Consider the following 21036-nt stretch of genomic DNA (forward strand, 5'->3'; position numbering starts at 1 on the left):
CCCAGGCAGAGGGCCGTATTCTAGGATGCTGCCGTCACCGCCAGCACATAACTATCAGCTTCCGCTGCCAACCATCGTGGCCACAACGGCAATCGCCATCTTCAACCGCTGGCGCACCACGGAGCGGCCGAGCAGCGCCATCGAGTCAAACAGCGGCAGCGAGCGCGAGGAACCGGACATGGCTACAAACAGCGGCGGCGTCACGACGCGCAGCTTCTTGCCGGTGCGTTCGGCCACATCGCGCAACTCGGCCTCGATCGCTTCCACGTTCCAGTCCGGCATCTTCTCGAGGTCTGCGGCAACCGTGGTGAGGATTTCGTGGATTTCCTCCGGTTTGCTCTTCAGCCCGGCAAAGGAAGCCGGCGTCAGGCCGACATCGCTCGCCAGCAGGAAGCCTGCCAGGTTCGGCAATTCGCCGAGTCTCGAAATGCGGCTCTGGGCAAGCTTCAGGCCTTCGGTCAGGCGGGCATTTTCCATCGCCCATTCTAGCGTGCGGGCAATGAATTCTTCCGGGGAGAGCTTCTCGCGCAGCCAGCGACCGTTCAGCCAGTCCAGCTTCTGGATATCGAAGATGGCGCCGGCCTTGGAAAGCGCTTCGGGGTCGAACTTCGCCGCCAGCTCGTCCATGGTCAAGAGCTCTTCGCCTTCGGCGATCTGGATGAAGAACAGGCCAAGGAAGTTCATCAGCGCTTCGGGCAGATAACCGAGCGCGGAATAATAGGAGATCGAGGTCGGGTTCTTGCGCTTGGAAAGCTTCGACTTGTCGGCGTTGCGCATCAGCGAGAGATGCATGAACGTGGGCTGCTCCCAGCCGAAATAACGGTAGAGCAGGATGTGCTTGGGCACGGAGGCCAGCCACTCTTCACCGCGCGCCACATGGGTGATCTTCATCAGATGGTCGTCGATGACGTTAGCCATGTGATAGGTCGGCATGCCGTCGGCCTTGATCAGCACCTGCATGTCGACCGAATCCCACGGGATCGAGACATCGCCATAAACGCCGTCATGGAAATCGCACGAACCTTCGGTCGGGATTTTCATGCGCACGACATTGGCCTCGCCGGCGGCAACGCGGGCGGTAACTTCCTCGGCCTTGAGGTTCAGGCAATGGCCATCATATTTCGGCGGCTTGCCGGCGGCGCGCTGCGCCTCGCGCATCTGCTCCAGCCGCTCGGGCGTGCAGAAACAGCGGAAGGCATGGCCTTTTTCCAGCAATTCCTCGGCATAGGGCCAGTACATGGACTTGCGTTCCGACTGGCGGTAGGGGCCGTAAGGGCCGCCGACATCGGGGCCTTCCGACCAGGTGAGGCCGGTCCAGCGCAGGGCTTCCAGCACCTTCTGCTCATATTCAAGGGTCGAGCGGGTGGCGTCGGTATCCTCGATGCGCAGGATGAACTCGCCGCCGTGTTTCTTGGCGAAGAGATAGTTGAACAGCGCGATATAGGCGGTGCCGACATGCGGCTCGCCGGTGGGGGAAGGTGCGATGCGGACGCGAACGCCGGAAGTGGTCATGAAATTCACTCGTCGTGGACGTGGCTGAAATATGGGTGGTTTCACCCGTATATCACGAAGTTTTCGTTTGGATGCGGCAGGAAATCATGTCGAAAGGCACAAATAAAGCGCCTTTTGCACATTCCCGTTCGGCTCCGGCTTAGGCCATATTATGCCGCAGGCGTCAAGGAAATAAGGAGCTTGCGCCGTCTTCCCCGAGGCGAGCCGCGCCTAGTTGACCGGCCAGACGTAAAGCAGCATCGGAATGCTGGCAATGACGATCATGATCGACAGCGGCAGGCCAAGACGCGGATAGTCGCTGAAGCGGTAGCCGCCCGGGCCCATGACCAGCGTATTGCACTGGTGGCCGATGGGGGTGAGGAAATCGCAGCCGGCGCCGATCGCCACCGCCATCAGGAAAGCCTCCGGCCGAAACCCGAGCGTGGTGGCGAAACCGGCGGCGATGGGGGCCATGACCAGCACGGTGGCGGCATTGTTGAGAAAGGGCGTCACCGCCATGGCGGTGAGCAGGATCATGCCGAGCGCCGCAAAGGGCGGCAGCCCCTGCGCTGCCTGGCCGAGCCAGGCGGCGATCAGTTCGCTCGCCCCGCTGGTGCGGAGCGAGTCGCTGACGGGAATGAGGGCGGCGAGCATGACGAGGATCGGTCCGTCGATGGATTTATAGACTTCGGTGAGCGGGATGGCGCCGACCACGATCATCAGGAAGGCGGCGGCGAAAAAGGCGACGGAGACCGGCACCAGCCCGCTGCCGGCGGCAATCATGGCGGCGGCAAGCACGATGACCGGCAAAAGCGCGCGGCGCTGCACCCCCAGCAGGATTTCCCGCTGCGCCAGCGGCAAGAGCGAAAATTCCTGCAATACCTGCGGCAGGTTCTTGCGGCTGCCCTGCAAAAGAATGACGTCGCCCGCCTGCAGTGTCAGCTCGGAGAGCCGCTGGCTGACGCGCTGGCCGCGCCGGCTCACCGCGATCAGATTGACGCCGCGCGTATAGGAGAGCGAAAGCTCGCGCGCGGAAATGCCGCTCAGCACCGATTCATTGCTGATCACCGCTTCCATGGAAATGAGATCGGTGGTTTTCTGGCCGTTCTCCGTCAGCGGCTTGCCGGAAAGCAGCAGCTTCGCCTGCGAGACGATGCGGTCCAGCCCCTCCGGGCTGCCTTCGAGGAGAATCGTGTCACCCGCCTTCAGCGTCACGTCGGGGAAGGGGGAGATGCGCCGCGGTCCGCGCAGGATGGTGCTGGCGATCACATCGCCGTCGGCCTGTTTCAGCAATTCGCGCAGCGGCTTTTCCGCGTGGGTGCTGTCGGCGGGCAGGGTGGCTTCGGCGGTATAGGCCGACTGGTCGAGAATATCCTCCACCGATGCCTGCTGCCGGTTGCGCACCGGCAGCAGCCGGTAACCGAAGGTGAGGAAGATGATGCCGATGACGGTCAGGCCGGCGCCGACGGGGGTGAAGTCGAACATCGAAAAGCTCTGCCCGGTCATTTCCTCGCGCAGCCGCGAGACGACGATATTGGGCGAGGTGCCGATCTGCGTCATCAACCCGCCCAGCAGGGCGGCGAAGGCCATCGGCATCAGATAATAGGAGACCGGGCTGCCGGATTTGCGGGCGAACTGGAAGGCAACCGGCATCATGATGGCGAGCGCGCCGATATTCTTGATGAAGGCGGACATGACGGCAACGACGATCATCAGAAAGGCGAGCTGCAGGCTCTTGGAGTGCATTTCGGGGAAATATTTCTTGATCGTCATATCGACGACGCCCGAGCGGGCGACAGCCGAACTGACGATCAGCGCGCTGGCCACGATGATGACGATGTCGTCGGAAAAACCGGAGAAGGCCTTCTCGAAAGGCACGACGCCGAGTGCCACGGCCACGAGCAGCGCACTGCAGGCGACGACATCGTAACGCAGCCTGTCCCAGATGAACGCGACCATCATGCCGGCGATGACGGTGAAGGCGAGGATCTGGTCTGTCGTCATGCTGGCTTATGCTTTCGAAGGAGAGACGGCGGGAATGACTCTATCGATGAGGATATTGAAGAACGCAAGCCGGGGTGAAGCGGTTCCGGGCTGGAGATGTCATTCCTGTCTCTTCGTCATACCGGACTTGATCCGGCATCCAGCTGACGCGGCCTCACGCGGTGAGAAGAGTTTTTTCAGCCCAAGGACTTGGGCTGGCTGGATGCCGGATCAGGTCCGGCATGACGGAGCGGAGGCGTTGTCAGAGAAGAAAATGGGCAATGTCGTCCCAGGCTGGATTGAGATCTTCAATCAACTTTATCTTCCATGCCCGCGGCCAGTTTTTTATTGTCTTTTCTCTCGCAATTGCGTCGGTGACGAGATCGTATGTTTCAAACCACACAAGCGTCTTAACGCCATAACGGGTTGTGAATCCGGGCGTCAGGTTGTTCTGATGTTCATATAAACGGTGAGAAAGGTCGCTTGTGACACCAGTATAGAGCGTACCGTTTTTTTTGGATGCAAGAATATAAACGTAACCTTGGCGCATGAGAAACGCTCATGATTTTTGCAAGAAATCAATTTATTTCCGTCATGCCGGACTTGATCCGGCATCCAGCCGCCGCGCGTCTGCGCGGCGACAAGAGTCCTTTCAGCCCAAAGACTTGGGCTGGCTGGATTCCGGCTCGAGGCCGGAATGACGGTGGCGAGATGCCGTTAGTGCGTATCGCCGGCGGCCTCCGCCTTCTTCCGACGCCGCGCATTGCGGGCCAGCATGTTGAGCAGTTCCACCAGCGCCGAAAACGCCATGGCGGCATAGACGTAGCCCTTGGGAACATGGAAGCCCATGCCTTCGGCAATCAGCGTCGTGCCGATCATCATCAGGAAGGCGAGCGCCAGCATGACGATGGTGGGGTTGCGTTCGATGAAGTTGGCGAGCGGGGTTGCGGCGAGCAACATCACCGCGACGGCGACGACGACGGCAACGATCATGATTGGCAGATGCGGCGTCATGCCGACGGCGGTGATGATGCTGTCCACCGAAAAGACGAGGTCGAGCAGCAGGATCTGGCCGATGGCGGCGCTGAAGCCCATCGCCACCGGGCCGCCCACCATGTCCTCCTTGTGGTCTTCAGGATCGACATTGTGGTGGATTTCCTTGGTCGCCTTCCACATCAGGAAGAGACCGCCGGCGATCAGGATCATGTCCTTCCAGGAGAAGGCGTGGCCGAAAACCTCAAAGACCGGCGTGGTGAGCTGCACGATCCATGCGACGGTGCCGAGCAGGCCGAGGCGCATGATGAGCGCAAGACCAATGCCGATCTTGCGGGCTTTTTCGCGCTGCTCCGGCGGCAGCTTGTTGGTCAGAATCGAGATGAAGATCAGGTTGTCGATGCCGAGCACGACCTCCATGACCACCAGGGTGACAAGCGCCACCCAGGCGGCGGGATCAGACAGAAGCGGGAGAACGGACTCCATCAGGGGGAATTTCCTTTCAGCAACAGGCCAGCCGAAACATTCGGCGGGTGGAATTTATAGCGCAATACCCGAGAAACAAGGAGATGAAGGCTCCGCCACGCAAGATTTCATCGAAATTTCGCGCAGACCGCGTATCGGCGCTGATGCCGTTGCTGAATGAAGTCAGGCCCTGTTGGTTCCGTAAGCGGCCATGAATACCGTGATGGCGCTGGTGATCACCCGGTCCAGTTCCTCCTCGGGAACCGGGCCATCGATCTCCCCGAACAGGCGCAGCTTGAAGAAGGTGCCGGTGGAAAGCTCTATATATTGCCGCGCGGCAAGCTCGACGTCATCCACTTTCAGATGGCCGAGCGCCACATGGTGCTCGATGAAATCCTGAAGCACGGTGCGGACATTGTTGGGCGCTGCGATGAAGAAACGCTGCGCCAGCTTCGGCATGCGGTCGATGACGCCGATGACCGAGCGCATGGCCGGGACCATGTCTGAACAGATCATCTTGTTGGCGAAGGCCTTGCCGAACTGCTTCAGGCCTTCGCGCACCTCTTCGGTGCCGGCCAGGATGTTGCGCATGGAGGTGGCGAATTCCTGGCGATGCTGGTCGACGAGGGCGGCGAACAGATCTTCCTTGTTGGAGAAGTAGACATAGATCGTGCCCTTGGAAACGCCCGCTTCCCGGGTAATGTCGTTCATGCTGGCGGCATCGAAGCCCTTGCGCTTGAACACACGCCAGGCGCCCGCCAGAATCTGTTCGCGTTTTGCCGGGTCCTCGCCCGCCGCAAAACGCCCGGCGGGATTTCCGGGACAGCCCGTTTCCGTGTCCGCTTCCATATCCATGTCTTCCCCTGCCATCGTTATCGCCTCCTAGCACCGCAATGGCGTAAAAAAAATTAACCAGACGTCGAACCAATCGGTTCGATAACACTTGATATGTGTCAGGAAAGAGATTATGTCAATCGAACCGAACGGTTCAGTTCGAAAAACTTTCTTCAATCTATCACGGTACATTCTCATGTCGGCCCAGAAGAATAGCGCGGTTCGCGCCGTCAACGATGCGGAAGAGGCGGATGTTTCCGCCAAGGCCGAGACCTCTCCCGCAAAGCCGGCAGAGGCCCCGCCGCAGCAGCCCCAGGCCACGCCCGCGCCGAAGCAGAAGAAGCGTTCGCCGCTTCTGCCTGTCATCGCCATCGCGCTTCTCGCCGGTGCCGGCTGGTATGGCTACAACTGGTGGATCGACGGCCGCTTCATGGTGTCGACTGACGATGCCTATATAGAAGGTGACATCGCCGTCATCGCGCCGAAGGTTTCCGGTTACGTTGCCAAGGTGAATGTGGTCGAAAACCAGGAAGTCAAGGCGGGCGATCCGCTGGTGACGCTGGATGACGGCGATTACCGCATTGCCCTGGAGCAGGCCGAGGCGCAGATCCGTACCGAGGAACTGTCGCTGAAGCGCATCGACGCGCAGATCGTCGGCGGCGAAGCATCGCTGGAGCAGGCCGTTGCCCAGAAGGGTTCGCTGGATGCCGCCCTTCGCGGCGCTGAAATCACCCAGAAGCGCGCCAGCGAGCTGCAGGCCAAGGATGTCGGCACGGTCGCCGCCTCCGACAATGCCCAGGTGGCGCTGGATCAGGCCAAGGCCAATGCCGTGGCCGGCGATGCCGCCATTACCTCGGCCAAGGCCAATGTCGAGCTTCTGCGCGCCCAGCGTGAGGAAGCGGAGAGCACCATTCGCTCGCTGCAGCTTTCCCGCGACAAGGCGGCCCGCGATCTTTCCTTCACGGTTCTGAAGGCGCCTTATGACGGCGTCATCGGCAATCTGGCGGTTCAGACGGGCGATCTGGTTTCGGTCGGCAAGCGTCTGGCTTCGCTGGTGCCGATGAACGAGCTTTATATCGACGCCAATTTCAAGGAAACGCAGCTTGCCCGCGTCGTGCCCGGCTCGAAGGTGCGCGTGCATGTGGATGCCTTTGACGATGCGACGATCGAAGGCACGGTGCAGTCGATCTCGCCCGGCTCCGGCTCGGTCTTCTCCATGTTGCCGCCGGAAAACGCCACGGGCAACTTCACCAAGGTCATCCAGCGCGTGCCTGTTCGTATCGTCTTCTCCAGGGAAGACCTTGAAAAGCATAACCTCCGCGCGGGCCTCAGTGTCGTTGTCGATGTCGATACCCGCACGGCGCCGGAAACCACGAAAACGGCGCAAGCCAACCCGCAGGCCAAATAAGGCTTCGTTGAGGGCAAGATCATGGCGGCTACGGTTGTCGGTACGGGCGGGGCGTCCATCCCCGCCGATCCCCCGATGGACAGGCGCAGGCTCATCGCGTTCTTCGCGATGGTCTTCGGCATGTTCATGTCCATTCTCGATATCCAGATCGTTTCCGCCTCGCTGGCGGAAATCCAGGCCGGCCTCGGCGCCGGCTCGGATGAGATCGCCTGGGTGCAGACCTCCTATCTGATCGCCGAAGTCATCATGATCCCGCTGTCGGGCACGCTGGCGCGCATCCTGTCCACGCGCGTGCTGTTTGCGACCTGTGCGGCCGGTTTCACGATTTCGAGCGCGCTCTGCGCCACCGCCACCAATATCGACCAGATGATCGTCTATCGTGCGATCCAGGGCTTTATCGGCGGCGGCATGATCCCGTCGGTCTTTGCGGCCGCCTTCACCATCTTTCCGCCGTCGAAGCGCTCCGTCGTCTCGCCGATCATCGGTCTCGTTGCAACGCTTGCGCCGACCATCGGCCCGACGGTCGGCGGTTATCTCTCCAATGCCTTTTCCTGGCACTGGCTGTTCCTCGTCAACATCATTCCCGGCATCATCGTCACCATCCTCACCTGGAGCCTGATCGATTTCGACAAGCCGGAAAAGTCGCTCTGGAAGAAGTTCGACTGGTGGGGGCTGATCTCCATGGCCGTCTTCCTCGGCTCGCTGGAATATGTGCTGGAAGAGGGCAACAACAAGGACTGGTTCAACGACGAGCATATCGTCTTGGGAACGGTCGCCATGGTCATCGGCGCGGTCGTGTTCTTCTGGCGTGCCTTCAAGGTGGAATTCCCTGTCGTGGATATCCGCGCCTTCACGGACCGCAACTTCTCCATCGGGTCGCTGTTCTCCTTCGTCATGGGTATCGGGCTTTACGGGCTGACCTATCTCTATCCGCTCTATCTCGGCCGGGTGAGGGGATATGATGCACTGATGATCGGCGAGACCATGTTCGTGTCAGGTCTTGCCATGTTCTTCACCGCGCCGATCGCCGGCAAGGTCTCCACCAAGCTCGATCCGCGCGCGATGATGGCCATCGGCTTCATCAGCTTCGGCTGCGGCACATGGATCATGACCTATGTGACGACCGACTGGGACTTCTATGAACTGCTGATCCCGCAGATCCTGCGCGGTTTCGGCCTGATGATGTGCATGGTGCCGATCAACAACATCGCGCTCGGCACCCTGCCGCCGGCCCGCATCCGCAATGCGTCCGGCCTGTTCAACCTCACCCGTAACCTTGGCGGCGCGGTTGGCCTTGCGGTCATCAACACCATGCTGTCGCAGCGCACCGACGATCATTATGTGCGGCTGGCGGAACATATCAGCTACTCCAATCCGCAGGCGCTGGAATGGCTGAACAATGTCGGCGCCAACTATGATTCCTACGGGCTGGACGGCGCTTCCGTCGCGATCAAGAAACTGGTCGGCATGGTCTCGCAGCAGGCATGGATACTGGCCTTCGCGGATGTGTTCTTCGCGCTGACGCTTTTGTTCGGCAGCCTGATCTTCATGACGATCCTGATCCAGAAACCCAAGGCAGCGCCGCCGCCAGACGCGGCGCACTGATAAAAATCCCCTCCCATCCACCGCAGAGCTGGGGCCGTCGGAAATGACGGCCCCTTTTTTGTCTGCCTGCTGGCGCAATGGATACGGGGCGAGCGGGCACGGCATATTTCTTCTCCCCACCGGGGAGAAGGTCACGGCAGCGGGATGAGGGGGCGAGCTCTCGGTCTCTCGCTGGCGTCGCCCCCTCATTCGACCCTTCGAGCCACCTTCTCCCCCTCGGGGAGAAGAAACAAGCGGCACCGTTTCGCCAAGAGCCGCCAACCCGATACCGCCTTTCCATGAAATATGAGGTACGTACATCATTTTTCGGTTTACCTCGGCCCCAAAGCTGGATATTCAAGGGCAAGGGGGAGGCGCCATGAAGCCGACAGTCCATGATATTGCCGAGCGTGCGGGCGTCAGCCTCGCCACCATCGACCGGGTGCTGAACATGCGTCCGGGTGTCCACGCCGCCACCCGCGCCCGGGTGGAGGCGGCGATTGCCGAGCTTGGTTATGTGCGCGATATCGCCGCCGCCAATCTGGCCAAGGGCCGTAATTATTCGCTGGTCTTCATCCTGCCGGGCAACGACAATTCCTTCATGGCGACGCTTCGCACCGAGGTCCGGGCCGCCGCCACCCGTGCCCATCTGGAACGCACGGCGATCCGCATCATCGAGGTGCCGCCCTTCAATGCCGCCGCGCTGACCGAGGCGCTGGAAGTGGCGCGGCGGGAAAAACCGTCTGGTGTTGCCTTCGTCGCCACCGATTCCGAGGATGTGGCGCAAGCCGCCGACCGGCTGGCGGAAGACGGCATCGCCACGGTGACGCTGGTTTCCGATCTTTCCGGCTCGCGCCGCGACCACTATGCCGGCGTGGACAACGTTGCGGCCGGGCGCACGGCGGCGAGCCTGCTGGGACGCTTCCTCTCCGGCCATGGCGGCGATATCGCTGTTGTCGCCGGCTCCATGCTGGTGCGTGACCATCGCGAGCGTCTGGAAGGGTTTCGTGCCGTCATCGAAGCCGAATTTCCGCAATTGCGGCTTCTGCCGGTGCTGGAGGGCAAGGATGACCCGGCAACCGTCGAGGCGCTGGTTGCCGGAGCGCTCGGCAATGCCGCACTGTCAGGCATCTACAGCCTCGGCGCCGGCAATCGCGGCCTCATCCGGGCGCTGCGAGCCGCCGGCGGTGAAAGGCCGCTGTCGGTCATTGCCCACGAACTGACCGAAAACACCGCCAATGCGCTGCGGGAAGGCGTGCTTGACGCCGTGCTCAATCAGGATGCCGGCCACGAGGTGCGCAGCGCCATCCGCGTGTTGAAGGCACGTGCGGACGGCCAGGCGGTCATCGCCGCGCAGGAACGTATCCGTATCGACATATTCCTCAGGGACAATCTGCCCTGACAAGCATTTCCAGGAAAAGTGGCCGCCGGTTTTCCGTCCGGAAATGCGGTGACTTTTAAAAAACGCTGAAAGTGGCGCATGGAGCGCCGGAATGGAGAAATACATGTATCTCGGTCTCGACCTTGGCACTTCAGGCGTCAAAGCCCTGCTGATGGATGGCGATCAGAAGATTGTCGGTTCGGCCAATGGTTCGCTGGAGGTTTCGCGTCCGCATCACGGCTGGTCGGAGCAGGACCCAGCGGACTGGATCGCCGCCACGAAAACCGCCGTTGCCGGCCTGAAGCAGAAGTTCCCGAAGGAGCTTGCCGCCGTCAGGGGCATCGGCCTTTCCGGCCAGATGCATGGCGCGACGCTGATCGACGCGGCCGGTAAGGTGCTGCGCCCCTGCATCCTGTGGAACGACACACGTTCCCATGCCGAAGCTGCCGCACTCGACGCCGATCCGCGTTTCCGCAAGATAACGGGCAATATCGTCTTCCCCGGCTTCACCGCGCCGAAGCTTGCCTGGGTGGCGAAGAACGAGCCTGAAATCTTCGCGAAAGTGGCAAAGGTGCTGCTGCCGAAGGATTACCTACGCCTTTGGCTGACGGGCGAATATATCTCTGAGATGTCGGACTCCGCCGGCACCTCGTGGCTCGATACCGGCGCGCGCAAATGGTCGTCCGAACTTCTCGCCGCCACCGGCCTTGATGAAAAACACATGCCGTCGCTGGTGGAAGGCACGGATGAGGCGGGCGTGCTGCGCGCCGAACTCGCGTCCGAATGGGGCATTTCCGGCCGCACCGTGGTGGCCGGTGGCGCGGGTGATAATGCCGCTTCCGCCTGCGGCATGGGCACTGTCAGGCAAGGCCATGCTTTCGTATCGCTTGGCACGTCAGGCGTGCTCTTCGCCGCCAATGCCTCCTATCTGCCGAAGCCGGAAAGCGCCGTGCATGCCTTCTGCCATGCGCTGCCCAACACCTGGCACCAGATGGGCGTCATCCTCTCCGCCACCGATGCGCTGAACTGGTATTCGCGCCTCACCGGCCAATCCGCCGCCGATCTGACCGGCGAGCTGGGCGAAACGCTGCTTGCGCCGACCGGCGTTACCTTCGCGCCTTATCTTTCCGGTGAGCGCACCCCGCATAATGACGCGGCCATTCGTGGCTCCTTCATCGGTCTTTCGCATGAAAGCGACCGCAAGGCGCTGACACAGGCCGTTCTGGAAGGCGTGACTTTCGCGATCAGGGACAATCTCGAAGCGCTGAAATCGGCCGGTACTTCGATTTCGCGTGTTACCGCCATCGGCGGCGGTTCGCGTTCGGCCTATTGGCTGGCCTCGATCGCCACCGCGCTCGGCGTGCCCGTTGATATCCCGGCAGAGGGTGATTTCGGTGCGGCCTTCGGTGCTGCCCGCCTTGGCCTCATTGCCGCGACGGGGGCTGATCCGGTGGCGGTTTGCTCGCAGCCGGAGACGGCGCGGACGATCGAGCCGGTGGCTGATCTGGCGGGGGCCTATGAGGAGGCTTATCGGCGGTATCACGCGCTTTATCCGGCTATTCGGGCACTTTCGCATTGAAACGCGGAGTGTGTGGTTTACCCCCCTCTGCCCTGCCGGGCATCTCCCCCTCAAGGGGGGAGATTGGCAGGACGGTATCTCTCGCTCCATCTTCAACCTCGCGTGAGGACAAGACGTAGCCGCGTGTCGTTCTCCCCCCTTGAGGGGGAGATGTCCGGCAGGACAGAGGGGGGTGAGCGACAAACGCCGACCCTGAAATTTCAGGACACCATCTAAACCCACCAAGGAGGATCACCATGAGCACAGGTTTCTTCGGCGACATCGCCAAGATCAAATATGAAGGCCCCGACAGCACCAACCCGCTGGCCTTCCGCCATTACAACCCCGATGAGATCGTCGCCGGCAAGCGCATGGAAGATCACCTGCGTTTCGCGGTGGCCTACTGGCACACCTTCACCTGGCCGGGCGGTGACCCCTTCGGTGGCCAGACGTTCCTGCGCCCATGGTTCGAAGACACCATGCAGGCGGCGAAGCTGAAGGCAGATGTGGCCTTCGAATTCTTCTCGCTGCTTGGTTCGCCGTTTTATTGCTTCCATGATGCGGATGTACGCCCGGAAGGCAAAAACTTTGCTGAAAACACGAAGAACCTCAACGAGATCGTTGATTATTTTGCCGAAAAGCAGGCCCAGACCGGCGTGAAGCTGCTGTGGGGCACGGCGAACCTGTTCTCCAACCGCCGTTTCATGTCCGGTGCCGCCACCAATCCGGACCCGGATGTCTTTGCATTCTCCGCCGCCACGGTGAAGACCTGCATGGATGCCACCAAGAAGCTCGGTGGCGCCAACTATGTTCTGTGGGGCGGCCGTGAGGGGTACGAAACCCTGCTCAACACCGATCTGTCGCGTGAGCTTGACCAGCTTGGCCGTTTCCTCAATCTGGTGGTGGAATATAAATACAAGATCGGCTTTGAGGGCACGATCCTGATCGAGCCGAAACCGCAGGAGCCGACAAAGCACCAGTACGACTATGACGTCGCCACCGTTTACGCCTTCCTGCAGAAGAACGGTCTGGAAAAGGAAGTGAAGGTCAATATTGAGCAGGGCCATGCCATCCTTGCCGGCCATTCCTTCGAGCATGAGCTGGCCATGGCCAATGCCTTCGGCATTTTCGGCTCCATCGACATGAACCGCAACGATTACCAGTCCGGCTGGGATACCGACCAGTTCCCCAACAACGTGCCGGAAATGGCGCTCGCCTATTACCACGTGCTTGCCGGTGGCGGCTTCAAGAATGGCGGCACCAATTTCGATTCCAAGCTGCGTCGCCAGTCGCTCGATCCGCAGGATCTGTTGATCGGTCATATCGGCGGCATGGATTGCTGCGCCCGCGGCCTGAAGGCGGCGGCGAAGATGGTCGAGGACGGCGCGCTGTCGAAGCCGCTTGCGGAGCGTTATGCCAAGTGGGATTCGCCGGAGGCCCAGAAGATGCTGCGCGGCGAATTGAAGCTCGACGAGATTACCGCGCTGGTGGAGCGGGAGGATATCAATCCCGAGCCGAAATCCGGTCGTCAGGAATATCTGGAAAATGTCGTCAATCGTTACGTCTGACGCGCAAGTCCATTGTTGAAAAGCCGGGGCGGGGGATCATCCCCCGCCTTTTTCATGCGCTGTCCATGGCGATTTGTGTCCGTCTCTCGCCTCCTGTTGTTGCGCAATTGTCACAATCTCCAGCCGTACGTCCTCGGCATTGGTCAATGCCGTAACGGTTTGATCCATCTCAATTGGTGTCTCCCGCCCTTCGCCATAGTGGCCGTGACGGTCGTGGCACCGAGGATTCGCAGCCAGCCGTCATCGGCCGGTTTCTGGGTTGCCCGGTGACGGCTGCGGCATCGGCAAGTTCCGATGCGCCGGTTCGAGAAGGTGAGACGCGCCTGGGGAATGTCCGAACGGATGCAGGCTGCGCTAAAGGAGAGATGGAATGACGAACAGGAACAAAAGAACCGCCTTGCTTGCCAGCGTCGCGGTTAGCGCTGCGGCGATGCTGGTATCGGCCAATGCCATGGCCGCCGATCTGACCCCGGCCGCCCCGGCGCCCACCGCCGAAGAGGCGATTGCGGCGGCAAGCCCGTGGATGCTGCGCGTGCGCGGTCTCGGCGTCATCACCAATGACAGCGGCAGCGTCGACGGCGTGCCGGGTGCCGGCCTTTCCTATTCGGATACGGTAATCCCGGAACTCGACATCACCTATTTCTTCACGCCGAATTTTGCCGCCGAACTCATTCTCGGCACCACCTATGCCAAGATCAACGGCGAGGGTGTGCTGGCCGGCACGCCAGTCGGCAAGACATGGCTGCTGCCGCCGACGCTGACGCTGCAATATCACTTCACCGATTTCGGCGCCTTCAAGCCCTATATTGGTGCGGGCGTGAACTATTCGCTGTTCTACAACCAGTCCGAACAGCCCGGTTTCAGCAATCTCGATGTCAAGAACAAGCTCGGTGCTGCCGTGCAGGTCGGTTTCGACTATATGCTCGACGAACATTGGGGCGTGAACTTCGACGTGAAAAAAATCTTCCTGAAGACCGACTGGACCGCCGAACTGGGCGGCACGCCGATCAGCGGCAAGGCCAGGCTCGACCCCTGGCTAATCGGTGCCGGTATCACCTATCGCTTCTGATCCCGGGACGGTTTCAGCGCCGCCTTTGACGGGCGGCCCGTTCTGAGCTATACGGACGGCCACGGGCAGAGAGCCCCGGCCGTCCGCAGGCATTTATGCCCCTGGTGAAGCTCTTATCCTTGATAACGGTCATCCCCATGTTTTGCATGTCGTCGATGGCAACGCGGACCCCCTTCGGAAAATTCGGCATGTCAATGTTGGAGAACCGTTATGAACGTGTCCAAACCGCTTCCCGCCCTTGAGGGGCTGAAAGAACAGGCAAAACGCCTGCGTGCCGCCCTTGAGGAACAGGGGCAGGCAATCACCCACTCCAAGGCGCTGGAACTCATCGCCGCGCAATATGGCTTCCGCGACTGGAACACCCTGCACGCGGCAGCCGGCAACCGCCCCGCCTTCAATCCCTATCTTCTGGGTTCAAGGGTGGAAGGCCTCTATCTCGGCCAGCCTTTCGTCGCCTCCGTGCTCGGCGTTCAGTCGCTCGGCGGTGATCCTGAGCGTTACCGGCTCACCCTGCATCTCGACGACCCGGTCGACGTCGTGACCTTCGAAAGCTTCTCCGCCTTCCGGCAGCGCGTCCACTGCAATGTCGACGCCTCCGGCCGCACGGTGGAGAAAACCTCGAACGGACGGCCGCAGGTGGAGCTGGTGTGGTGAAATAGCCGGATAAGCTTTCAGAGGTGAACGGACACCCGCCGGAAGGCGGGTGCCGATCACGCTCGGATGTCTCAGATTCGCTTGCCCGACGCATCGAACAGGTGGAAATCCTTCGCCTGTGCGGCGATCTTCAGCGTTTCGCCGATGCGCAGTTGCGAGCGGCCGTGGACGCGGAAGACGATGGTGGTGCCGTCGGCGAAGGAGCCGTGCACGTAGCTTTCCGCGCCCACCAGTTCCACGGCGTCCACCTGCACGGTGCCGGCGAAGGCGGCGTCCGCAGGGGCTTCATCGGCAAGGGTGATGTCCTCGGGGCGGATGCCGAGCGTTGCGACGCCCTGCGGCAGCGCCGCGGTTCCCTGCACCGACCAGCCGGAAGAGCCGTTTGCCGATGTCGCGCCATGGCTCAGAAGATTCATGGAAGGCGAACCGATGAAGGTGGCGACGAAGGTGGTCGCCGGTTTTTCGTAAAGCTCGATCGGCGTGCCCATCTGCTCGATACGGCCGGCGTTCAGCACCACCAGCCGGTCGGCGAGCGTCATGGCCTCCATCTGGTCATGGGTCACATAAACGCTTGTCGTGGCGAGCGAGCGTTGCAGGCGGCGGATTTCCACCCGCATCTGCACGCGCAGCTTGGCATCGAGGTTGGAGAGCGGTTCGTCGAACAGGAAGGCTGCCGGTTTGCGCACGATGGCGCGGCCCATGGCCACGCGCTGGCGCTGGCCGCCGGAAAGCTGGCGCGGCTTGCGCTCCAGGAACTGCTCGATCTCCAGCGCCTTGGCCGCCTCGGTGATGCGCCGTTCGATCTCCTCCTTCGGTGTATTGCGGTTCTTCAGGCCATAGGCAAGGTTCTGGCGCACCGTCATATGCGGATAAAGCGCATAGTTCTGGAACACCATGGCGATGTCACGGTCGGAGGGTTCGAGATCGTTGACGACACGGTCGCCGATGACGATCTGGCCGCCCGAAATGCCCTCCAGCCCGGCGATCATGCGCAGCAGCGTGGATTTGCCGCAGCCGGAGGGGCCGACCAGCACGATCATTTCGCCGTCGGCGATGTCCATCGATACGCCCTTGATGGCCTCGACATTGCCGCCATAGATCTTGCGGACGTCTTTCAGCGCAATTTTTGCCATTACTTCTCGGTCTCCACCAAACCTTTGACGAACCAGCGCTGCATCAGCACCACAACGATAATCGGGGGGATGATGGCGAGGATCGCCGTCACCATCACATAATTCCAGGGCGTCGAAGCATCGGTGAAATCCACCATGCGCTTGAGGCCGATGATGATCGTGTTCATCTTGGCGTCGTTGGTCACGAGCAGCGGCCAGAGATATTGCGTCCAGCCATAGATGAACAGGATCACGAAAAGGGCGGCGATATTGGTTCTCGACAGCGGCAGCAGGATATCGCGCATGAAGCGGAAGGGGCCGGCATTGTCGATACGCGCCGCCTCGACCAGCTCACCGGGAATGGTCAGGAAGAACTGCCGGAACAGGAACGTCGCCGTCGCAGATGCCATCAACGGCAGTGTCAGCCCCGCATAGGTGTCGATCAGCCCGAGGTCAACGATGACCTTGTAGGTGGGCAGAATGCGCACTTCCACCGGCAGCATGAGCGTGATGAAGATCATCCAGAAAAAACCCATGCGGAAGGGAAAGCGGAAGAAGACGATGGCGAAGGCCGACAGGAACGAGATGACGATCTTGCCGATGGCGATGGCGAGCGCCACGACGAAGCTGTTGAACAGCAGCCGCTCGAGGCTGACGCCGACCACTCTTTCGACACCGCCGACCATGGCCTCGGTGTAATTGGCGCTCAGATGGTCGCCGGGCAGAAGCGACATGGGCGGGCGGATGATATCCGTCGACGTCATGGAGGAGGCGACGAAGGTGTAATAGATCGGGAAGGCCACGATGATGATGCCGAGAACCAGCATCAGATGGGCGATCACGCGCGCGACAGGGCGGTTTTCAATCATGGGCGATCCTCAGCCGTAATGCACGCGCTTCTCGACGAAGCGGAACTGGAAGGCGGTGAGCGCGATGACGATCACCATCAGGATCACGGATTGCGCGGCGGAAGAGCCGAGATTGAGGTTCACGAAGCCATCATTATAGACCTTGTAGACCAATGTTTCGGTCGCCTTGGCGGGGCCGCCGCCGGTGACGGCATGGATGATGCCGAAGGTGTCGAAAAAGGCGTAGACCGTGTTGACGACCAGAAGGAAGAAGGTGGTCGGCGCGAGCAGCGGGAAAACGATGGTCCAGAAGCGCCGCGAACCGCGTGCGCCGTCAATGGAAGCCGCTTCCAGCAGCGATTTCGGAATTGCCTGCAAACCCGCGACAAAAAACAGGAAATTGTAACTGATCTGCTTCCATGCGGCGGCGGCGACAACGAGCAGCATGGCCTGATTGCCATTGAGCAGCGGGTCCCACATGATGCCGTTGCGGCGCAGGATGTAGGAGAAGGTGCCCATGGCCGGGTTGAACATGAACAGCCACAACATGCCGGCGACAGCAGGCGCCACGGCATAGGGCATGATCATCATGGTGCGGTAGAAGCCTTTGCCGCGCACCACCCGGTCCGCCGCCGTCGCCAGCAGCAGCGCCAGCCCCATGGAAACGAGCGCGGTCAGCACGCTGAAGATGACGGTGACCTGCAGGGAGTTGAGGTAGCTGTCATCCGACAGCACGGCGGAAAAATTGGCCAGCCCGACGAAATTGCTGTTCAGCCCGAAGGCGTCCTCGCGCATGGTCGACTGGTAGAGCGCCTGGCTTGCGGGCCAGAAGAAAAAGATCACCGTCAGGATGATCTGTGGCGCGACCAGCAGATAGGGCAGGATCTTGTTGGGGAATACGACGCTTTGCACGGCGATCTCCTGATGACATGAAAACGCCGCCCGCACCGGGTGAGGGATGCGGGCGGAGACAGGGATCGTTTAGTTGCCGGCGGCCTGCTTGATGGCCGCATCACCGCGTTCCACGATCTTGTCGAGGGCGGATTTGGCGTCCTGCTTGCCGGCCAGCATCGCTTCGAACTCCTCGTTCATGATGTCACGTACCTGCGGCAGGTTCACGAGACGAACGCCCTTGGAGTTTTCTGTCGGCGGCTTGCCCATCATCTGCAAAAGCGGGGTCTCGCGGCCGGGGTTCTTGTCGTAGAAACCGGACTTCTTGGTTTCCTCATAGGCCGCGATCGTCACCGGCATGTAGCCGGAGACCTGATGCAGGCGTGCCTGGATCTTGGTCTGGGAAAGGAAATGGAAGAACTCCGCCACACCCTTATATTCGGCTTCGCTCTTGCCGCCGAACACCCAGAGGCTGGCGCCGCCCGGAATTGTGTTCTGCGGGCCGTGGCCTTCATAATAGGGAAGCTGGCCGATGCCGTAATTCATGCCGGTCTTGATGATGTCGCCAAGACCGCCGGAGGATTCGGTCAGGATGCCGCATTCGCCGGACATGAACAGCTGCTTGGCTTCCGAGGTGCGCCCGCCGTAGCGGAAGGTGCCGTCCTTGGCGAGATCCGCAATCGCCTGGAAATGTTCGACGAAGAGCGGCGCATTGACCGCGAGCTTCACATCGGTGCCGCCAAGGCCGTTTTCATTGCTGCCATAGGAGACATTGTTCCAGGCGGCGAAGTTCTCGGTCTGGATCCAGGTGAGCCAGGTGGAGGTGAAACCGCATTGCGCGGCACCGCTGGTCTTGATCTTCTTTGCGGCTTCGAAGACTTCCGGCCATGTCTTCGGCGGGTTGGCGGCGTCGAGGCCGGCCTTCTGGAAGACATCCTTGTTGTAATAAAGGATCGGCGAGGACGAATTATAGGGGAAGGACAGCATGGTGCCGTCAGGCTTGGAATAATAGGCCACGATGCCGGCCAGATATTCGTCCTTGTTGAAGGTATAGCCACCTTCCTTCAGCACATCCGCCACCGGCTTGATGGCGCCCGCGGCACCCATCATCACACCCGAACCGGCATCGAAGACCTGAATGATGGCCGGCGGCTGCTTGGCGCGGAAGGCGGCGATGCCGGCATTCAGCGTTTCGGGATAGGTGCCCTTGAAGACGGGCGTGATCTTGTATTCCTTCTGGCTGTCGTTGAACTCTTTGGCAAGCGCGTCCACGACTTCGTTATTGGCGCCGGTCATGGCGTGCCACCACTGGATCTCCGTCGCAGCGAAAGCATTCGATGTGACAAAAAACGAAAGCGCGGATGCCGCAGCAAGGCGGTAGCTGAGTTTTTTCAAGGCGATTCCTCCCGTTATGAAAACAGTAAAAGATACAGCTCCTTATTGCAGTCGTTCCTCCTCGATACGGCTGCGGGCGATCTTTTCCGTATTAGCGATCTGATTAAAAGCGAACTCTAACGAAAATGCAAGAGAACGTGGAACGATTAAAACGAAAGTGAAGGAAACGGTTTTATTATTCCATTTCGAAGGTGCCTTGGTTTTTTCGTGTGCTCGCGGACACCGGGCATGAAAGGCAGCTGAGGCGGGGCGGCCAGACGCACGCGCAATTTGTTGTGAGTGATATTGATATGTTATTACATAACATAGTAAGTCCTTTTGAAATTTTGCTGCGGGAAGGTAAGGCCGTGTTTGGAATGAAGCGGAAAAAGGCGGGGGAGCAAAGCGGCGATCCGCCTGTGGCGTCACCCGTGCAAACGGTGCCGGTTACCCTGCTTACCGGTTTTCTCGGTGCAGGCAAGACCACCCTGCTAAACGAGCTTCTGACCGAGCCGGCCATGCGCGACGCAGCCGTCATCGTCAATGAGTTCGGGTCGGTGCCCATCGATCACGGTCTGGTGCACACGGGGTCTGAGCGCTATTTCAGGACCACCACGGGCTGCATCTGCTGCACCGCCACCAGCGATATCCGCACTTCGCTTTACGAACTGCATCAGGCTTTTCTCGAAGGGATGATGCCGGAAATATCGCGTGTCGTCATCGAAACCACGGGACTTGCCGATCCCGCGCCGATCATCAACAGCCTGATTGCCGGTGGCACACCGGCGCTTGGCCTGCGTGACCATATCGTCGCCCGGCACTTTCATCTTTCGGGCGTGGTCACTGTCTTCGACGTCACCTCCGGCCGGGCGATGCTCGACAGTTTCATCGAAGGCTGGAAACAGCTTGCCTTTGCCGACCATATCGTCCTGACGAAAACCGACCTTGCCAATACGACAGCGATGGACCGCGAAGGCCTTGCCGACCTCAATCCCGCCGCCCTGCTGCACGATCGCAATGCGGCCGGCTTCGATCTCATGTCGCTTTTTGCAGCGAAGAATTATTCGCTGCGTGGCAAGCCGGAGGACGTGCCGGGATGGCTGGCGGCCGACAGGCTGAGTCTGCATGCCGGCCATGACCATGACGTCAACCGCCATGGTGCTGGCGTCGAGGCCTTTGACCTCACTTTCGACGGCGCTCTTGAGCCACAGATGATCGTTACCTTTCTCGAACTCGTCACCAGCAACGTGCATTCCGGCCTGCTACGGCTGAAAGGTATTTTCCAGGCGACGGACGACCCGGATCGGCCGGTGGTTGCCCATGCCGTGCAGCACCGGCTTTACCCGCTGGCAAGGCTCGAAAGCTGGCCGGATGGCAACCGTGCAACCCGTCTCGTGCTGATCGGCATGGATATGCCGCAACAGCCAATCCGCGATCTTTTCGATACATTGGCCTCGCAGGCGAGGCGAAAGGGTGCTTCATGAACAATCCCCTTGCGCGCAGCGGTTCCGCGATCGTCTCGCAGGCCCGGATTCTGAAACAATGGGCGCGCAACCTGTTAAATCTGCATGCCGATGACATCGTCACCGTCAGCGAGCTTTCCTGCGCCCTGCCGGACTGCCCGCCGCGCGAAACGGTGATCGTCATCCTGTCGGCATCCGGCGATATCAGGCAATTGTCCATCCACAAGGGGCTGGTGGAGGTGGATCATGACGACATTGTGCGCGCAATTGCGGAGAATTCGGCCTGATATTGGATCGGTGATGTCAGGGCGAGCTTGACGGTGTGCGCCATCATCCGGCACTTCAGGGGCCGCGGCGGGA

General features: G+C 60.7%; 18 protein-coding genes. 9 read left to right on the forward strand and 9 right to left on the reverse strand.

Going from position 1 to position 21036, the window contains the following annotated elements:
* Positions 1-54: 54 nt before the first annotated feature.
* The 5 genes from gltX to N434_RS19235 all read right to left on the reverse strand — a co-directional run bounded on the left by gltX (position 55) and on the right by N434_RS19235 (position 5802).
* Positions 55-1512: a glutamate--tRNA ligase gene (gene gltX, locus N434_RS19215; RefSeq protein WP_110759908.1), complete on the reverse strand. Its 1458-nt coding sequence runs from the start codon at positions 1510-1512 to the stop codon at positions 55-57.
* Between the two features lie 210 nt (positions 1513-1722).
* Positions 1723-3495 carry an SLC13 family permease gene (locus N434_RS19220; protein WP_110759909.1) on the reverse strand — a complete coding sequence of 591 codons (1773 nt, stop codon included), beginning with the start codon at positions 3493-3495 and terminating at the stop codon, positions 1723-1725.
* A gap of 241 nt (positions 3496-3736) precedes the next feature.
* The gene (locus N434_RS19225; protein ID WP_110759910.1) at positions 3737-4024 is read right to left on the reverse strand and encodes a GIY-YIG nuclease family protein; all 288 of its coding nucleotides are present in this window, start codon (positions 4022-4024) and stop codon (positions 3737-3739) included.
* A 167-nt stretch (positions 4025-4191) separates the two neighbouring features.
* Positions 4192-4953 (reverse strand): TerC family protein, encoded by a 762-nt coding sequence (locus N434_RS19230; RefSeq protein ID WP_065117069.1) that lies wholly within the window; start codon positions 4951-4953, stop codon positions 4192-4194.
* Positions 4954-5115: 162 nt separating this feature from the next.
* Positions 5116-5802 (reverse strand): TetR/AcrR family transcriptional regulator, encoded by a 687-nt coding sequence (locus N434_RS19235; protein ID WP_065117068.1) that lies wholly within the window; start codon positions 5800-5802, stop codon positions 5116-5118.
* Between the two features lie 160 nt (positions 5803-5962).
* Between N434_RS19235 and N434_RS19240 the strand changes: the two genes are divergently transcribed.
* From N434_RS19240 to N434_RS19275, 7 genes are all read left to right on the forward strand, one after another.
* Entirely contained in the window at positions 5963-7174 is a 1212-nt protein-coding gene (locus tag N434_RS19240; protein WP_065117067.1) for an HlyD family secretion protein, read from the forward strand.
* A 21-nt stretch (positions 7175-7195) separates the two neighbouring features.
* Positions 7196-8779, forward strand: a complete 1584-nt coding sequence (locus N434_RS19245; protein WP_110759911.1) for a DHA2 family efflux MFS transporter permease subunit — start codon at positions 7196-7198, stop codon at positions 8777-8779.
* Between the two features lie 358 nt (positions 8780-9137).
* Positions 9138-10160, forward strand: coding sequence for a LacI family DNA-binding transcriptional regulator (locus tag N434_RS19250; protein WP_110759912.1), 1023 nt, complete (start codon positions 9138-9140; stop codon positions 10158-10160).
* Between the two features lie 103 nt (positions 10161-10263).
* Entirely contained in the window at positions 10264-11718 is a 1455-nt protein-coding gene (gene xylB, locus N434_RS19255; protein ID WP_110760015.1) for a xylulokinase, read from the forward strand.
* A 236-nt stretch (positions 11719-11954) separates the two neighbouring features.
* On the forward strand, positions 11955-13265 hold the full coding sequence (gene xylA, locus N434_RS19265; RefSeq protein WP_065117063.1) for a xylose isomerase: 1311 nt from the start codon (positions 11955-11957) through the stop codon (positions 13263-13265).
* A gap of 370 nt (positions 13266-13635) precedes the next feature.
* The gene (locus N434_RS19270) at positions 13636-14334 is read left to right on the forward strand and encodes an OmpW/AlkL family protein (RefSeq protein ID WP_065117062.1); all 699 of its coding nucleotides are present in this window, start codon (positions 13636-13638) and stop codon (positions 14332-14334) included.
* 210 nt (positions 14335-14544) lie between these two features.
* Positions 14545-14988: a glyoxalase superfamily protein gene (locus N434_RS19275; protein ID WP_110759913.1), complete on the forward strand. Its 444-nt coding sequence runs from the start codon at positions 14545-14547 to the stop codon at positions 14986-14988.
* Between the two features lie 71 nt (positions 14989-15059).
* Here N434_RS19275 and N434_RS19280 read toward each other — a convergent pair whose 3' ends face one another.
* The 4 genes from N434_RS19280 to ugpB form a co-directional block, all read right to left on the reverse strand.
* The gene (locus N434_RS19280; RefSeq protein WP_110759914.1) at positions 15060-16121 is read right to left on the reverse strand and encodes a sn-glycerol-3-phosphate import ATP-binding protein UgpC; all 1062 of its coding nucleotides are present in this window, start codon (positions 16119-16121) and stop codon (positions 15060-15062) included.
* Positions 16121-16969 (reverse strand): sn-glycerol-3-phosphate ABC transporter permease UgpE, encoded by an 849-nt coding sequence (ugpE, locus tag N434_RS19285; protein ID WP_003523347.1) that lies wholly within the window; start codon positions 16967-16969, stop codon positions 16121-16123. The genes N434_RS19280 and ugpE overlap by 1 nt, the downstream gene beginning before the upstream one ends.
* Positions 16970-16978: 9 nt before the next feature.
* Positions 16979-17860, reverse strand: a complete 882-nt coding sequence (gene ugpA, locus N434_RS19290) for a sn-glycerol-3-phosphate ABC transporter permease UgpA (protein ID WP_065117059.1) — start codon at positions 17858-17860, stop codon at positions 16979-16981.
* Between the two features lie 69 nt (positions 17861-17929).
* Positions 17930-19240, reverse strand: a complete 1311-nt coding sequence (ugpB, locus tag N434_RS19295) for a sn-glycerol-3-phosphate ABC transporter substrate-binding protein UgpB (RefSeq protein ID WP_174030141.1) — start codon at positions 19238-19240, stop codon at positions 17930-17932.
* Between the two features lie 350 nt (positions 19241-19590).
* On the opposite strand from ugpB, the gene N434_RS19300 reads away from it, so the two are divergent.
* A complete protein-coding gene (locus N434_RS19300) occupies positions 19591-20697 on the forward strand; it encodes a CobW family GTP-binding protein (protein WP_181424020.1) in 1107 nt (368 codons plus the stop codon).
* Positions 20694-20963, forward strand: coding sequence for a hypothetical protein (locus tag N434_RS19305; protein ID WP_110759915.1), 270 nt, complete (start codon positions 20694-20696; stop codon positions 20961-20963). Before N434_RS19300 ends, N434_RS19305 begins: the two co-directional genes overlap by 4 nt.
* The last annotated feature ends 73 nt before the right edge of the window (positions 20964-21036 follow it).

The sequence above is a fragment of the Rhizobium sp. UGM030330-04 genome (genome assembly GCF_003208455.1).
Taxonomy (GTDB): domain Bacteria; phylum Pseudomonadota; class Alphaproteobacteria; order Rhizobiales; family Rhizobiaceae; genus Agrobacterium; species Agrobacterium rhizogenes_A.

What these genes read in the sequence shown, in the direction of transcription:
- N434_RS19235 (WP_065117068.1), bottom strand. Translation starts at nt 5,802, where the DNA reads ATGGCAGGGGAAGACATGGATATGGAAGCGGACACGGAAACGGGCTGT.
- N434_RS19225 (WP_110759910.1), bottom strand. Translation starts at nt 4,024, where the DNA reads ATGCGCCAAGGTTACGTTTATATTCTTGCATCCAAAAAAAACGGTACG.
- gltX (WP_110759908.1), bottom strand. Translation starts at nt 1,512, where the DNA reads ATGACCACTTCCGGCGTTCGCGTCCGCATCGCACCTTCCCCCACCGGC.
- N434_RS19240 (WP_065117067.1), top strand. Translation starts at nt 5,963, where the DNA reads ATGTCGGCCCAGAAGAATAGCGCGGTTCGCGCCGTCAACGATGCGGAA.
- ugpE (WP_003523347.1), bottom strand. Translation starts at nt 16,969, where the DNA reads ATGATTGAAAACCGCCCTGTCGCGCGCGTGATCGCCCATCTGATGCTG.
- N434_RS19245 (WP_110759911.1), top strand. Translation starts at nt 7,196, where the DNA reads ATGGCGGCTACGGTTGTCGGTACGGGCGGGGCGTCCATCCCCGCCGAT.
- N434_RS19220 (WP_110759909.1), bottom strand. Translation starts at nt 3,495, where the DNA reads ATGACGACAGACCAGATCCTCGCCTTCACCGTCATCGCCGGCATGATG.
- N434_RS19250 (WP_110759912.1), top strand. Translation starts at nt 9,138, where the DNA reads ATGAAGCCGACAGTCCATGATATTGCCGAGCGTGCGGGCGTCAGCCTC.
- N434_RS19300 (WP_181424020.1), top strand. Translation starts at nt 19,591, where the DNA reads ATGAAGCGGAAAAAGGCGGGGGAGCAAAGCGGCGATCCGCCTGTGGCG.
- xylA (WP_065117063.1), top strand. Translation starts at nt 11,955, where the DNA reads ATGAGCACAGGTTTCTTCGGCGACATCGCCAAGATCAAATATGAAGGC.
- N434_RS19280 (WP_110759914.1), bottom strand. Translation starts at nt 16,121, where the DNA reads ATGGCAAAAATTGCGCTGAAAGACGTCCGCAAGATCTATGGCGGCAAT.
- N434_RS19230 (WP_065117069.1), bottom strand. Translation starts at nt 4,953, where the DNA reads ATGGAGTCCGTTCTCCCGCTTCTGTCTGATCCCGCCGCCTGGGTGGCG.
- xylB (WP_110760015.1), top strand. Translation starts at nt 10,264, where the DNA reads ATGTATCTCGGTCTCGACCTTGGCACTTCAGGCGTCAAAGCCCTGCTG.
- N434_RS19275 (WP_110759913.1), top strand. Translation starts at nt 14,545, where the DNA reads ATGAACGTGTCCAAACCGCTTCCCGCCCTTGAGGGGCTGAAAGAACAG.
- N434_RS19270 (WP_065117062.1), top strand. Translation starts at nt 13,636, where the DNA reads ATGACGAACAGGAACAAAAGAACCGCCTTGCTTGCCAGCGTCGCGGTT.
- N434_RS19305 (WP_110759915.1), top strand. Translation starts at nt 20,694, where the DNA reads ATGAACAATCCCCTTGCGCGCAGCGGTTCCGCGATCGTCTCGCAGGCC.